The sequence below is a fragment of the Bacteroides sp. M10 genome (assembly GCF_014334015.1).
Classification (GTDB): domain Bacteria; phylum Bacteroidota; class Bacteroidia; order Bacteroidales; family Bacteroidaceae; genus Bacteroides; species Bacteroides intestinigallinarum.
On sequence record NZ_CP060488.1, the window covers coordinates 4,358,107 to 4,373,636 of the forward strand.

At 43.8% G+C, this 15,530-nt stretch carries 9 protein-coding genes; 5 read left to right on the forward strand and 4 right to left on the reverse strand.

Features of this window, described 5'->3' with window-relative positions; genetic code table 11:
* Positions 1-181: 181 nt before the first annotated feature.
* A complete protein-coding gene (locus H8796_RS15530) occupies positions 182-4,453 on the reverse strand; it encodes a two-component regulator propeller domain-containing protein (protein WP_117936911.1) in 4,272 nt (1,423 codons plus the stop codon).
* Between the two features lie 176 nt (positions 4,454-4,629).
* Here H8796_RS15530 and H8796_RS15535 point away from each other — a divergent pair, with 176 nt between their 5' ends.
* Genes H8796_RS15535 through H8796_RS15545 form a run of 3 tightly spaced genes read left to right on the forward strand, consistent with a single transcriptional unit; the run spans position 4,630 to position 9,124 of the window.
* Entirely contained in the window at positions 4,630-6,150 is a 1,521-nt protein-coding gene (locus H8796_RS15535) for an arabinan endo-1,5-alpha-L-arabinosidase (protein WP_270439291.1), read from the forward strand.
* A 26-nt stretch (positions 6,151-6,176) separates the two neighbouring features.
* Positions 6,177-8,159 carry an alpha-L-arabinofuranosidase C-terminal domain-containing protein gene (locus H8796_RS15540; RefSeq protein WP_117936907.1) on the forward strand — a complete coding sequence of 661 codons (1,983 nt, stop codon included), beginning with the start codon at positions 6,177-6,179 and terminating at the stop codon, positions 8,157-8,159.
* Positions 8,156-9,124 carry a glycoside hydrolase family 43 protein gene (locus tag H8796_RS15545; protein WP_187343826.1) on the forward strand — a complete coding sequence of 323 codons (969 nt, stop codon included), beginning with the start codon at positions 8,156-8,158 and terminating at the stop codon, positions 9,122-9,124. The genes H8796_RS15540 and H8796_RS15545 overlap by 4 nt, the downstream gene beginning before the upstream one ends.
* Before the next feature lie 129 nt (positions 9,125-9,253).
* On the opposite strand, the gene galK is transcribed toward H8796_RS15545, so the two are convergent.
* Genes galK through H8796_RS15560 form a run of 3 tightly spaced genes read right to left on the reverse strand, consistent with a single transcriptional unit; the run spans position 9,254 to position 12,945 of the window.
* Positions 9,254-10,408: a galactokinase gene (galK, locus tag H8796_RS15550; protein WP_117936905.1), complete on the reverse strand. Its 1,155-nt coding sequence runs from the start codon at positions 10,406-10,408 to the stop codon at positions 9,254-9,256.
* A 47-nt stretch (positions 10,409-10,455) separates the two neighbouring features.
* Positions 10,456-11,796: an MFS transporter gene (locus H8796_RS15555; RefSeq protein ID WP_004297464.1), complete on the reverse strand. Its 1,341-nt coding sequence runs from the start codon at positions 11,794-11,796 to the stop codon at positions 10,456-10,458.
* Positions 11,797-11,847: 51 nt separating this feature from the next.
* Positions 11,848-12,945, reverse strand: a complete 1,098-nt coding sequence (locus H8796_RS15560) for an aldose epimerase family protein (RefSeq protein ID WP_117611018.1) — start codon at positions 12,943-12,945, stop codon at positions 11,848-11,850.
* Positions 12,946-13,204: 259 nt separating this feature from the next.
* On the opposite strand from H8796_RS15560, the gene H8796_RS15565 reads away from it, so the two are divergent.
* Positions 13,205-14,176 carry a type I phosphomannose isomerase catalytic subunit gene (locus H8796_RS15565; RefSeq protein WP_117611017.1) on the forward strand — a complete coding sequence of 324 codons (972 nt, stop codon included), beginning with the start codon at positions 13,205-13,207 and terminating at the stop codon, positions 14,174-14,176.
* A gap of 100 nt (positions 14,177-14,276) precedes the next feature.
* Positions 14,277-15,242 (forward strand): tyrosine-type DNA invertase cluster 3b, encoded by a 966-nt coding sequence (locus H8796_RS15570; RefSeq protein WP_008644049.1) that lies wholly within the window; start codon positions 14,277-14,279, stop codon positions 15,240-15,242.
* Positions 15,243-15,530: the final 288 nt, after the last annotated feature.

Sequence of the window (15,530 nt, forward strand, 5' to 3'; positions counted from 1 at the left end):
ATTAATATTAGATTAAACTTTAAATGCATGGTGCTCTCCCAAAGGATTGAGCACCGATTGCATGACAAAAGTATGGCATTGATGGTAAATGAGGGTGGACAAACGTGTTTTAGAGGTGGATAAAAGATTTTAGGTGTAAAAAATACAACTTATTATGTGAGATTATTGTTTTTAGGTAAAACTATTCTTCCTTATTAAGCAGTGAACTCGGTGTCGTATTAAAATATTTGGTGAAGCACCTGGTGAAGTATTTAGGATCGTTGAATCCTACTTCATAAGCTATTTCCGCAATATTCATATTTTTCGTTTCCCGATTCTTCAGAATCAGTTCGCGTGCTATATTCAATCGGTAATTTCGGATAAACTGTCCGGCTGATTGTCCGATGAGGCTTTGCAGTTTCTTATTCAGCAAACTTTTGCTCACTCCTACAGCTTCACTGAAATCACTGACCTCAAAATAAGAATTTTTATAATTCTCTTTGATTACTTCCATTATCTGATTCATAAACTTCTTATCACCCGATTCTTCCTCCATATTCAGCACATCCACATCCATGTCGAGCGTGAATTTGCGCTGATAGCGTTTTCGGTTTTCCAAGATGTTCTGAATACGTGTCAATAGCAATGTTTCATCAAAAGGTTTCAATAAATATTCATCTACTCCCATACGATAACTTTCCAAACGGGCCTCTTGTGAAGTCTTGGCAGTTAGCATCAGGAAAGGAATGTGTGAAATGGCGAAAGTATCTTTCACCCGACGGGAAAGTTCGACACCGTCCATCACCGGCATCATTAAGTCGCTGATAATAAAATCCACCGGATTGCTGTTTAGAATATGCAACGCCTCTTCTCCATCCGCCGCTTCCAGTACATTATATTGTTCACGGAGGATGGAACGGATATATCCCCGCATATCCACATTGTCTTCCACCACTAGAATCGTCAAAGCCTCTTTCTCTTTAGGAGTTTGGGAAGTTGGCGTAGCATTAATCGAAGAATCGTTAGAATTAATGATTATCAGCTTGTCATCCTTTTCTTCTTCCCGTTGTAAGGGGAGGAGAAGACGGAACGAACAGCCTGAAAGGTGGTTGTTGCGCACCTTGATTTCCCCACCGTGCATCTGCACGATTCGTTTGCAGAGGTAAAGCCCTATACCGGTTCCCGCCTGTCCGTACACCGGATATTTTACCTGATTCTGCGACTGGTAAAAACGATTGAATATCCGGTTCAGATCCTCTTCCGGAATGCCCGGCCCGGTATCGCAGACACATATATACAAAGATTCTTTTCCACCCTCACCAGATGATAGGGAAGATATATACAGGGAAACAGTACCTCCATTCGGCGTAAATTTAATAGCATTACTCAATAGATTAGTCACCACTTTACGCATTGCTTCCTCATCATACAGAATCTCCGGTGTTTCTATCCTGTAATACCTTTTCAGTACGATATTCCTTTCTCCCGCAAACACCTCGAAAGGAGTGATTAGCGAATCAATGAATTTCAGAAAATTTCCCCGTGTTTTGACAATCTCCAGCTTACCGGATTCTACTTTGCGGAAGTCCATCAACTGATTGACCAATGACAACAGATACTTCGAATTGCGCTCAACGAAATGAAGTTGTTCGATCACCTGCGGATTATAACTCAACTTCAATGCCCGCTCGATAGGCCCGATAATCAACGTAATCGGCGTACGGAATTCATGTGTGATATTGGTAAAAAACGAGATCTTATCAAGCGTAAGCTCCTGTACTTTATGCGACATTCGGATCAATTGCGCTTTTTGTTTCGTAATCTTTTCATTCTGCTGGGTTAGCATCTGGTTCTGGCGTGAAAGTTCTTCCGTCTGATTTTCCAGCAGATGCTTCTGCTGTTCCAGCTCGTGTGTGCGTTCTTCCACCGTGCGATGCAGATATTCCTTCTGTCGTTTCAGCGTGCGGATTCTCCATTGGTAGAATTGCCATACGCTTACTAGCGCGAGGATGATAATCAGTAGAATGAACCAAACTTTTTTGTAAAAGTATGGAACAATTGTAATTTTCAGTTCAGTCACATTCTCTCCTTCATTTTCTCTGTCGGGAGTATATTTCACTTGCAGTGTATAGTCGCCCGGAGGCAAATTGGTATAACTGGCAAAACGGCGGTTGCCGGACACTTGCATCCATTTATCATCAAATCCGAGCAACCGGTAACTGTAAATTGCCGTATTACTTGGCTTAAAATTGAGCGCTGAAAACTCCAGTGAAAACGATTTCTCCTTCTCGTGCAGACGTAGCTCCGTAGTGATAGCAATGTCTTCCGGCAAATATTCGCTTCCCGGCAATATCTCCTCATTGCCGATCCGTAGGCGTGTGAAACGTACCTTGGCGGCAGGAAGAGAAATGGTCGGACGATTATTCTCGATAGCTACCAGTCCGCCAACACTGCCGAAATAAAGTAAACCTTGTGTCGAACGGCAAGAAGCGTTCCAGTAAAACTGGGTGTTAATCAGTCCATCCTGCAAAGTATAATTGATAAACCGATTCTCTTCCGGATGATAGCAGGAAAGACCATTGTTTGTGCCAATCCACAGATACCCGTTGCCATCTTCTAATATTCCACGCACACTACTGTTAGGCAATCCTTGAGGAGTGCTGTAAGATACAAATATTTCCTTTCCCTGCTCGTTGGTAGTCCGTTTGTAAATGCCATATCCGCTACTTCCCAGCCAGAGTGTGCCGTCCTTTGTCTCAAAAAAACAGGTGATTTTTTCAATCAGACGAGAGTTGGGATCGTTCAGCTTGTAGTTTAAATGCCTGTATTCGAACTCTCCTGCGGCCGAACGGGAATGAAGGTTGATGATATATACCCCTTCCAGACATCCAATCCAAAGCTTCCCTTCTTTATCAATAATAGAACCGATGCAGCCATGAATATTCTCCGCCACTTTGTCTGCCAGAGGAGCACTGATTGTTCCGGTTTCCGGTTCGTAAAAGTAAAGCCCTTGATTGGCACCAATCCATATACCTTTATTAATAGGGTCGTATGTCAACGAACCGACAAAGTCGATTGGAAATCCGCTACTTGTCTGAGAAGAAATGACCTTCAGCACTTCTTGGGGAGCTTTCAGGTCGAGAAGGTTGATGCCTCCACCCCAGGTTCCTATCCAGAGATGATCGTCCGGATCAGCTGTTAACGCGCTGACGGAATTATGGCTTAGTCCACCATGGTCACGGGTGAAATGTGTAAACTTTTCACTTCCATGCTCTTTCCGGTTTAGCCCGCCTTCCACAGTTCCTACCCATAAAGTGCCGTACTTGTCTTCGTAAATGGCATTCACCGGATTGTAAGACAAACTCGACGGATTTTCCTTGTTGTGTAGATAATTCCGTATCGACAACCGTCGTGGACTTAGCATATTAATACCACCGGTTTCGGTTCCGAACCAGATATGATCTTCCTCAGACAGTATACAATTGATAAAATTACTGTTTAGCAGATTGGAACTTCCATTTTGAAAGTCACCGGATGCGATACACTCAAAGTCGTCCGTCATTGGATTATAGATGTTTACACCGCGCAAGGTGGCAATAATCAATTGTTTGTCATTGGTTATAGACAGGTCGGTCAAGTAATTTTGCGAAAGCGAACGTGGGTTGTTAGGGTCGTGTTCATACCGTTTGACGATGTTCCCGCTTTTATTATATCGGAACAGTCCCCGGTCGGTGGAAATCCATACCTCGTTTTCCTTCATAAGAAAATCGGAAATATAAGTTCCAGGCTCGAATTTTAGACATTCGGCGATTGGGGTAGTTGTCAGTTTTCCCTGTGAGTCCCAATCCACTTTAAGTATTTCACCATTGATTCCTGCCCAAATTTTACCGTCTTCGTCAATATCTTGAAGAGCAATATTCGGCCCGTTCAGGACAACGAGGTCGAGAGTGGAGACCGTTTCTACATCTCCTTTTTCATTAAAAACAATACGATTGAGTTTATTGGCACAATGTAGCCAGATACAACCTTTCGAATCTTTCATGACGTGTACAGCCGGTTGATTCAATATGTTTTTCAAGACCCCTTTGGCATCCCTCGGTATGGTCGGTTTCAAGGTAGTTAGGTCAATGATATCCGTTCCTCCTTCAGACACCATCCAAAGACGTTGAGCTGAATCTTCGCATACATTAATAATAAAATTACTCTTCAATTTGCAATTGGGAGTGTTTGGATTGTAATTCACAAACTCATAACCATCGTAGCGTGACACTCCGCCGCCGGCAGTGGAAATCCACAAGAATCCACGGCTGTCTTTATATAAATCGTCGATGAAATTATGAGGCAATCCCTCGTTCATTGTCACGTAAGTGATGTTGTATCGATCTGCGAATCGTTCCTGTGCATGCACGCTCTTCCATCCGGCAAAAAACAAAACGCTATATATAATAAGGAGTGTGAGTAGGTGTCTTTTCATATTTGTACGTATTAATAGTAGCAAAGTTAAAAGATAATCTCAAATCGCAAAAGCGGAAGAGGGCTTCTTTTTAGCAGGTTAGCGGATTATCCACCAATCATGTTCGTATGTCCACCTTCAATGGGGGAAACGGAGCGTATTTTTGTGGCATGATTGACAAACTAATCACTAATGTTATGACAAACTTGTTTATGCCCCTTTTTTTTGTAGCTGGTAGCTTGTTGACAAGCTGTACTTCTGCCGTGTTTAGCCCGACCCCATCCGCGAATCCTTGGGATGATAATTATTTGTCAGTAGCCAAGATGGAAGATTACCGCCAATGGGGAACATACAACGTGCACGACCCGTCCTGCCGAAAGCTGGGCGACTATTACTATATGTATTCTACCGACGCCATCTTCGGCGAAAACCGAAAGGAAGCCGAAGAAAAGGGTGTGCCCTTGGGGTACATTCAGATGCGTCGCTCCAAAGACCTTGTACACTGGGAGTTTCTGGGATGGGCATTTCCCGAAATTCCGGAAGAAGCTGTGCAGTGGGTGCAGACACATGCCGATGGAAAAGGAGCAACCAATATCTGGGCCCCTTATATCATTCCCTACAAAGACAAATGCCGTCTCTACTATTGTGTCTCCGCTTTCGGACGCAAGACTTCGTATATCGGACTTGCTGAATCCAACTCCCCCGAAGGTCCTTGGACACAAATAGGCAGTATCGTCAAAACCAATGATTCTACCGTCATGAATGCCATCGACCCCAGTGTGATAGCCGATGAAATCACCGGAAAATGGTGGATGCACTACGGTTCTTTCTTTGGTGGACTCTACTGCGTGGAACTGAATCCGGAAACAGGACTAGCTCTCAATGAAGGCGACTTGGGACATCTGGTAGCCCGCCGTGCCAACTATCGGAAAGACAATCTGGAAGCACCGGAAATCATCTATAACCCCGACTTGAAAAAGTATTATCTCTTCACTTCATACGACCCATTGATGACTACTTATAATGTACGTGTCAGCCGTTCCGATGCTGCCCAGGGACCGTTTACCGACTATTTCGGCAAAGCCGAAAAGGACACCACGAACAACTTCCCGATACTGACCGCTCCCTATCGCTTTGAAAATCATTCCGGTTGGGCGGGCACTGCTCATTGTGGAGTATTCACCGACGGACAGGGAAACTATTTCATGGCACATCAGGGACGTCTTTCTCCACAAAATCAACTGATGGTATTACACGTCCGCCAGTTGTTCTTTACACCGGACGGATGGCCGGTTGTTTCTCCCGAAAGATATACAGGAACTCCTTCGCGTAAATTCACCGAAGTCGATTTGGTAGGAGAGTGGGAGATGATTCGGGTGCAGGAGCCTAAATATGAACGTCGGCTGGAGGCCGGTCAAATTCTGTGGGGAGAAGGCAAATTGAAAGACGGTGAGTGGAATCTTTCCACCCGAATCAAGTTGGCTAAGGACGGAACTTGTACGGGAGAGATCACAGATGACAGATGGAAAATTGTACCAATGAATGGAAATTGGTCTTTTTTGACTGAAAAGCATCTATTAATGATAAAATCAGATTCGGAGAAAATAGAGAATCTGATTATCTTTGCAGGACACGATTGGGAGAATGAAACGGAAACCATTCTCTTTACCGGACTCGATAGCCGGGGACGTTCTGTCTGGGGAAAAAGAATTAAATAATCATATATAATTTTATATTGAAAACCATGAGAAAATACACGAATTTATTGGCCGTATTGGCCTTATCTACAGGTATGGCACTTCATGCACAAACCAACGAGCTGGTGATTCAGACGAAGAAGTTGGGAGCAGAAATCCAACCTACCATGTACGGACTCTTTTTTGAGGACATCAATTATGCTGCCGATGGCGGATTATACGCGGAACTGGTAAAGAACCGCTCATTCGAGTTCCCCCAGCACCTGATGGGATGGAATACCTATGGCAAAGTGACACTGATGGACGATGGACCTTTTGAACGTAATCCGCATTATGTACGTCTTTCCGATCCGGGACACGGACACAAACATACCGGCCTGGACAACGAAGGCTTTTTCGGTATTGGCGTCAAGAAAGGAGAGGAGTATCGCTTTTCTGTCTGGGCACGTTTGCCACAAGGAAGCGCGAAAGAAACATTACGCATCGAATTGGTAGATACCAAGTCCATGGGCGAGCATCAGGCATTTGCCTCGGAGAATCTTACGATTGACTCCAAAGAATGGAAAAAGTATCAGGTCATCCTGAAGCCCGGCATTACCCAACCAAAATCCGTACTTCGTATTTTCCTTACTTCCAAAGGAACCGTAGACCTGGAACACGTATCCCTTTTCCCGGTTGATACCTGGAAAGGACATGAAAACGGTCTCCGCAAAGACCTGGCACAAGCATTGGCGGATATTCACCCCGGAGTCTTCCGCTTCCCCGGTGGTTGTATTGTAGAGGGCACTGATCTCGATACCCGTTACGACTGGAAAAAATCAGTAGGTCCCGTAGAAAACCGTCCTTTGAACGAGAATCGTTGGCAGTATACTTTTACCCACCGTTTCTTCCCCGATTACTACCAAAGCTACGGATTAGGATTCTACGAATACTTCCTGTTGTCCGAAGAAATGGGTGCCGAACCTCTTCCGATTCTGAACTGCGGTCTTTCCTGCCAATATCAGAACAACGATCCGAAAGCACATGTGGCAGTCTGTGATCTGGATAACTATATTCAGGATGCACTTGACCTGATTGAATTTGCCAATGGAGACGTCAATACGACTTGGGGAAAAGTGCGTGCTGATATGGGACATCCGGCTCCGTTTAACCTGAAATTCATTGGTATCGGTAACGAACAATGGGGTAAAGAATACCCTGAACGTCTCGAGCCATTCATCAAAGCGATTCGTAAGGCCTATCCCGATATGAAGATTGTAGGTAGCTCCGGTCCAAATTCCGAAGGTAAAGAATTTGATTATCTGTGGCCTGAAATGAAACGTCTGAAAGCCGATCTGGTTGACGAACATTTCTATCGTCCCGAAAGTTGGTTCTTGGCACAAGGTGCACGCTATGATAACTATGACCGTAAAGGCCCGAAAGTCTTTGCCGGAGAATATGCCTGCCACGGAAAAGGTAAAAAATGGAATCATTACCATGCCGCTCTGCTCGAAGCTGCCTTCATGACAGGGCTGGAACGCAATGCCGATGTCGTACACATGGCTACTTATGCTCCTCTTTTTGCTCACGTAGAGGGATGGCAATGGCGTCCGGATATGATTTGGTTTGATAACTTGAATTCCGTGCGTACAACAAGCTATTATGTACAGCAGTTGTTTGCACAAAACAAAGGAACCAATGTACTTCCGCTTACCATGAACAAGAAAAGTGTAACGGGAGCTGAAGGGCAAAACGGACTCTTTGCCAGCGCAGTCTATGACAAGGATAAGAATGAACTGATTGTTAAGGTGGCTAATACTTCCGCCACAGCCCAACCGATTTCATTGAACTTTGAAGGTCTGAAAAAACAGGATGTACTTTCCGACGGCCGTTGCATCAAACTTCGTTCGCTTGATCTTGATAAGGATAACACGCTTGAACAACCTTCCGCCATCACTCCGCAGGAAACTCCGGTATCGATTGAAGGTAATGTGTTTGTTACCGAATTGGAACCTACCACCTTTGCGGTTTATAAATTCAAGAAGAAATGATAACTAAGATTAGATTCATTGTTTGCTCATTTGCACTGACAGTCTTTTCCGGGCTGTCAGCGCAAAATGACACCACTTTCATAGCTAACGGTAACCCCATCATTAAATACAAATATACGGGTGATCCTGCTGCTATGGTGCATAATGGTAAAGTATATATCTATGCCGGACACGATGAATGTCCTCCTCCCAAAGAACACTACCTGCTGAATGAATGGTGTGTGTTTTCCTCTCCCGATATGAAAACATGGACGGAGCATCCCGTTCCCTTGAAAGCAAAAGATTTCAGTTGGGCGAAAGGAGAAGCGTGGGCAAGCCAGGTAATCGAACGAGACGGCAAATTCTACTGGTATGTAACGGTAGAACATGGTACGATTCCCGGCAAATCAATTGGTGTAGCTGTTTCGGATTCTCCGACAGGTCCTTTTGTGGATGCTCGCGGATCAGCATTGATTACCAATGATATGACAACCGAATACACTAATATCCGGTGGGATGACATTGACCCGACGGTTTTCATTGATGATGACGGACAGGCATATCTCTGTTGGGGAAATACCCAGTGTTACTACGCTAAACTGAAAAAGAACATGATTGAGCTGGATGGTCCGATTATCCCCATCAACCTGCCCCGTTATACGGAAGCTCCATGGATACACAAACGTGGAGACTGGTATTACCTCTCTTACGCTTCCGAATTTCCCGAGAAGATCTGCTATGCTATGAGCCGTAGTATCGAGGGGCCTTGGGAATATAAAGGTATCCTGAACGAACTGGCGGGTAATTCCAATACCAATCATCAGGCTATCATCGAATTCAAAGGAGATTGGTACTTCATTTACCACAATGGAAGCATTAATACGGCAGGTGGTAGTTTCCGCCGCGCTGTTTGCATCGACCGTTTGTACTATAATGAAGATGGTACGATGAAACGGATTCAGATGACGACAGAGGGCGTACAATAAGAAGAATCAAAACGAATAGGGTTAGTTAAATCAATAGGTAATAGATTTTAGATTTTTGTTAATTGTAAAAGTAAGGGCGGCTTCCACACGGGAGCCGCCCTTCTTACTTATTTAATTTCGAATAAATTCTTATTCAATTCTACGAGAACCGTCGCCGATTACTACGTCATACACTTTCGGGCTTCTGCCGAATTTAGCTTTGAAAGCAGCTTTTGTCTTTTCAACGAAGTTGTCATACAACTCGTTTTTAACAAGGTTGATAGTACAACCACCGAAGCCACCACCCATTACGCGTGAACCGGTTACACCGTATTCTTTAGCGCAGTCATTCAGGAAGTCGAGTTCTTCGCAGCTTACTTCGTACAGCTTGCTCATACCATGATGAGTTTCGTACATCTTCTTACCTACAGTTTCGTAATCATCTTTTTCCAGTGCTTCACAAACGTCAAGTACACGTTGGATTTCTTCGATTACATATTCTGCACGCATATAGTCTTCAGCGCTGATATCAGCTTTTGCTTCTTCCAGCATAGCCATTGTACAGTCGCGCAGGAATTCCACATGCGGATGTTTCTTCTGGATAGCGGCAACAGCAGCTTCACAGCTTTGGCGACGCTTGTTGTAAGCAGAAGAAGCCAATTCGTGTTTCACAACTGAATCCATCAGAACCAGACGATAACCTTCCGGATGGAATGGGAAATACTGATACTCCAGTGAACGGCAATCCAGACGGATCAAGCTACCAGCTTTACCGAATACGGAAGCAAACTGGTCCATAATACCGCAGTTCACACCACAGTAATTATGTTCTGTAGCCTGGCCAACTTTAGCCAATTCGAACTTATCTATCTTGTTTTCACCAAACAGTTCGTTCAATGCGAAAGCATACGTACTTTCCAAAGCAGCAGAAGAAGACATACCTGCACCCAGAGGCACATCACCTGCAAAAGCAGTATTGAATCCCTTCACGTCAACGCCACGTTTAATCATTTCACGGCATACACCGAAAATATATCTTGCCCAGCTGGCGCGTGGAGCATCTTCTTCATTCAAACCGAATTCTACATAATCCTTCAAGTCGATAGAGTATGCCTTTACTTTGTCAGTACCGTTAGGTTTGATTTCAGCAATCATCCCTTTGTCTACCGCTCCCGGAAAAACGAATCCGCCGTTGTAGTCAGTGTGTTCGCCGATCAGGTTGATACGGCCCGGAGAAGCATATAAAAATCCAGTAGTTCCGTCAAAGTGTTTAATGAATCGACTTCTTACGTATTCTGTATCCATGATATTTATATTTTAAAGGTGAATAAATTGAATTCTATTCTATGTGATTATTCCACAGGAATATCCTTATTTACATTCTTGCAACCTACCAAGCCGTAGAACAACAGGTAAGCCAAAGCAGCGATAATCAACCAGTAGCTAGCCATATAACCTACAGAGTCAGAGATACTTTGTTGGATCAACGGCAATACACCACCACCAACAACCATCATCATAAAGATACCGGAAGCCTGTGCTGTATATTTTCCTAAGCCTTCTACTGCAAGGTTGAAGATACCACCCCACATTACAGAAGTACAAAGACCACAAAGTACAAGGAACAAGGCGCTCACAGGAACCTGTGCCATCATAAAGCCTTCGCCTACAGTGTAACCCGGCATTGAAACCGTTACATCTTTCGGAGTGAAGATAGCGATCAATACGAAAATGATAGCAGTAGCAGAAACAACGATCAACTGTGCACGGCTGGAAACCTTACCACTGATAGCACTACTTGCAGTACGTCCCACAAGCATCAGCAACCAATAGATAGCAGCGATAGCACCACCGATAGCAGCACCGTTCATCATGATACCGGCACCTTTATCGCTTGAATCGGCAAGATAGAAGTTCAGTGTACCTGGGATACCGATTTCAATACCTACATAAATAAAGATACCGATTACACCCAGTAAAGTGTGACGGAAGCTCCATGGGCTGTGAGAGAATTTCTCTTTCTTCACTCCACCTTTCTGAAGGTGTGGTTCAGGAATAGCAACAAATGAGATAACGATAAATGCAGCAACGAATACACCCATAGCAACGAAGAGCAGAGGAGCAACGTCAGACATAGCAGTACTTGAAGTAACAGTACCGATCAAAGCGCCTACAAAAAGCGGAGTCAATGTACCAGACAAAGAATTAAGAGCTCCACCAGTCTGAATCAGCTGGTTACCTTTGTTACCACCGCCACCGAGAAGGTTCAACATCGGGTTTACCACTGTGTTAAGCATACAAACGCAGAAACCGCAGATGAATGCACCAAGCAGATAGATTACAAAGTTTAATTTGATAACATACTCACCGAATGCGAATACTTCAGCACCTGCTCCGAATAAGCTGGAAAGATACTGTGTGAACAAACCGAGGAAACCTACTGCCATTGCAATCAAAGCAGTCTTCTTGTAACCGATCTTAACGAGCATGTTACCGGCAGGAATTCCCATAAACAGGTAAGCCAGGAAGTTCATCATATTTCCCATCATACCTAAAGTGTTCGAACCCGCATATTCATTTCTCCAGATTGTTCCGAATGGAGCAGCGAGGTTTGTTACGAAAGAGATCATCGCAAAGATGAAGAACATCGTGATAATTGCGACGAGATTACCGTTCTTTTTTTCTTGTGTCATGGTTCAAAAAAAATGTTAGTTTATAAAATTAGGTTAGTTATTTTTCAAATCTTATTCTTCTACTGTAAACTTGTAGACAGTGATCTGTTGGTATTCATCACCCGGCAGCAAAGTAGCCGATGGGAAATGAGGTTTGTTCGGAGTATCCGGGAAACACTGTGCTTCAAAGCAGATGGCGCTTCTGGCAGGGAATGTAGCTCCGTGTGCACCTTCAAATCCGTTGAGCCAGTTGCCCGTATAGAGTTGTACACCCGCTTCGGTGGTATATACTTCCATGATACGTCCGCTTTCCGGGTCCTTGCAAGTGGCAGCCAGGTCGAGCGAACCGCTTTCCATCTTGTTCAGTACATAACAGTGGTCATATCCTGCACCGAAAATCAGTTGTTGGAATTTGTCGTCAATACGTTCGCCTACAGTGTGCGGAGTACGGAAATCCATCGGAGTACCTTCTACTTTGGCAATTTCACCGGTAGGAATAGAGACTTCGTCGATAGGAGTATAGAAATCAGCGTTGATCGTAACGATGTGGTTGTTAACAGTAGGAGTAGGGTTGGAAATACCGGCGAGGTTGAAGAAACCGTGGTTAGTCAAGTTAACGACTGTAGCTTTGTCGGTGGTAGCACGGTATTCAATATTCAATGCATTAACTTCGTTGTCAAGGCGATAAGTCATCTCCACTTCCAGATTGCCGGGGAATCCCTCTTCGCCGTCAGCAGAAACATAGTTGAATTGCACTGTGCTCTCATCAATCTGGACAGCATCCCAAACACGGGCGTGGAAACCGGTAGGTCCACCATGCAGAGAGTTAGGTCCGTTGTTAATCGTGAGTTCATGTTCTTCGCCGAACAAGGTGAATTTTCCTTTCGCGATACGGTTGCCGTAGCGTCCGATAGTAGTGCTTAAGAAAGGTTCCGGGCTGTTGATGACGTGGTCGATGCTGTCGTGTCCGAGGATTACATTAGCATACTTACCGTTTTTGTCCGGTACCATGATAGAAAGAATGGCGCATCCGTAATTGGTTACAGCTACTTCCATTCCCTTTGTGTTTTTGAGGATAAATAAATCAGTTTTCTTATCATTTATATCCTTTTGGAAATCTTTCCGGCTGAGCCCTGATAGATTCCCTTCTGTTGGGAATGTGTTATTCATGTCTGGTATTATTAAAAATTTCCTGCAAATAAAGGGAAATTCTTTCTTACTCACAAATTATTCCGACTAAATATGACAGGTGCTTTAGGAAAGTTTAGCTTTATTACTTCATCTTCTTTGGATACAAGAACAAAAGATGATTTCTTAAATGAATTTTCATCCTCCTTTTCTTAAAAACTGAACTATTTTTTGTATGTTTGTTCCCGGATTGTAACAATCCGAGCGAATTTAATCTAAGTTTATAACAAGAAAAACAAAAATGTATCCATTAAAATTCGAACCTATTCTGAAGCAGACGCTTTGGGGGGGCGACAAAATTATTCCATTCAAGCATTTGAATTCAGACTTGAAAGGAGTAGGAGAAAGCTGGGAGATTTCCGGTGTTGAGAACAATGAATCCGTGGTGGCTAATGGCCCGGATAAAGGTTTAACCTTGGCCGATATGGTAAGAAAGTATCGCGAGGAGCTGGTTGGTGAAGCGAATTATGCCCGTTTCGGCAACAAATTCCCACTGCTCATTAAGTTCATCGACGCCAAACAGGATTTGTCAATCCAGGTACACCCAACAGATGAGTTGGCGAAGAAACGCCACAATTCGATGGGAAAAACCGAGATGTGGTATGTGGTAGATGCCGACAAAGGAGCTAAATTGCGTTCAGGATTCTCTGAACAGATTACCCCGAAAGAATATAAAGAACGCGTGTTGAACAATACGATTACCGACGTATTGCAGGAATATGAAATTCATCCGGGTGATGTTTTCTTCCTTCCTGCGGGACGTGTGCACAGCATCGGGGCAGGTTCTTTCATCGCCGAGATTCAGCAAACTTCTGATATAACTTATCGTATCTACGATTTCAACCGTAAAGATGCGAATGGTAAAACCCGCGAACTTCACACCGATTTAGCTCGTGAAGCCATCAACTACGAAGTGTTGGATGACTATCGCACTAAATACGAACCGTTGAAGGACGAACCGGTAGAACTGGTTGCTTGCACTTACTTCACGACTTCTCTGTATGACATGACTGAAGAAATCAGTTGCGACTATTCCGAACTCGATTCATTCGTGATCTTTATCTGTATGGAAGGATCCTGCAAGATGAGAGACAATGAAGGTAATGAACTGACTGTTAGTGCAGGAGAATCTATCCTGTTGCCTGCTACCACGCAAGATGTCACTATCACTCCCGAAGGAGAAAGTGTGAAATTGCTGGAAACATACGTATAAGATAATAGCGTACAAAATGAAGGTCATCCGACTTTGTTCCGTTCTCATGATGGACAAAGTCGGATGTTTTTTTGAAATATATAAAATAACTAGTGATGTAATGAGGAACAAAAATGGATTTAGCCGATGTGCAGAGTTCTACATCGGCCGTTTGCGAAAGGAGGGACGCTATTCTACGGCGCATGTCTACAAGAATGCTCTCTTCTCTTTCAGCAAGTTTTGCGGCACGCTCAATGTGTCGTTCAGACAAGTCACCCGGGAAAGTTTACGACGCTACGGGCAGTATCTTTACGAGTGTGGCTTAAAGCCCAACACGATTTCTACGTATATGCGTATGCTTCGTAGTATTTATAACCGGGGAGTAGAAGCGGGCATTGCGCCTTATGTGCCGCGACTGTTTCATGATGTTTATACCGGTGTCGATGTTCGCCAGAAGAAGGCCCTGCCTGCTGTCGAATTGCATAAGCTTCTGTATGAGGACCCCAAATCGGAGCGTTTGCGTCGTACACAGGCTATTGCTGCCCTGATGTTCCAGTTTTGTGGAATGTCGTTCGCTGATCTGGCTCACCTGGAGAAATCGGCTTTGGAACAGAATGTGTTGCGATACAACCGTATCAAAACTAAAACCCCGATGAGTGTGGAAGTACTTGATACAGCCAGTGAAATGATTAACCAGCTTCGCAATAGGGAAGATGCACAACCCGATTGTCCGGATTATCTGTTTGACATCCTTAGCGGCGATCAAAAACGTCTGGATGAAAGAGGGTACCGGGAATATCAGTCCGCTCTTCGCCAATTCAATAATTGTTTGAAGGACTTGGCAAGAGCCTTGCATTTGCAATCTCCAGTCACTTCCTATACACTTCGCCATTCTTGGGCAACGACAGCGAAGTATCGGGGAGTACCTATTGAAATGATTAGTGAATCATTGGGCCATAAATCTATAAAAACCACACAAATCTATTTGAAAGGCTTTGGACTTAAAGAACGTACAGAGGTAAATAAAGGGAATTTATCTTACATTAAAAACTGTTGTGTAGGCAGGGCAAAAAGTGCAAAGTATTAGTATTCAGAACTAAAGTATGTGTGTTACTTCTTAGGTAACGGAACTTAAATTTGACGCAAAGATAGACAAAAACATAAATAGTAAGCAAATATTCTTCCACTTTTTTTCGTTTTATCTGAAATATAGGAAAAAAACTATCCGAACATGAAATAACTTTATTTTCATGTTCTAAACTTTTTATTGCCTAATCTCTGGATTTTTCCTGTTGAGTATTAGGCAGTTCCTTTCTTGTGCCCTATTCCTATATGTGATTTCCATTTTTATAGAGACGCGCGCCTTGTGTGTGTA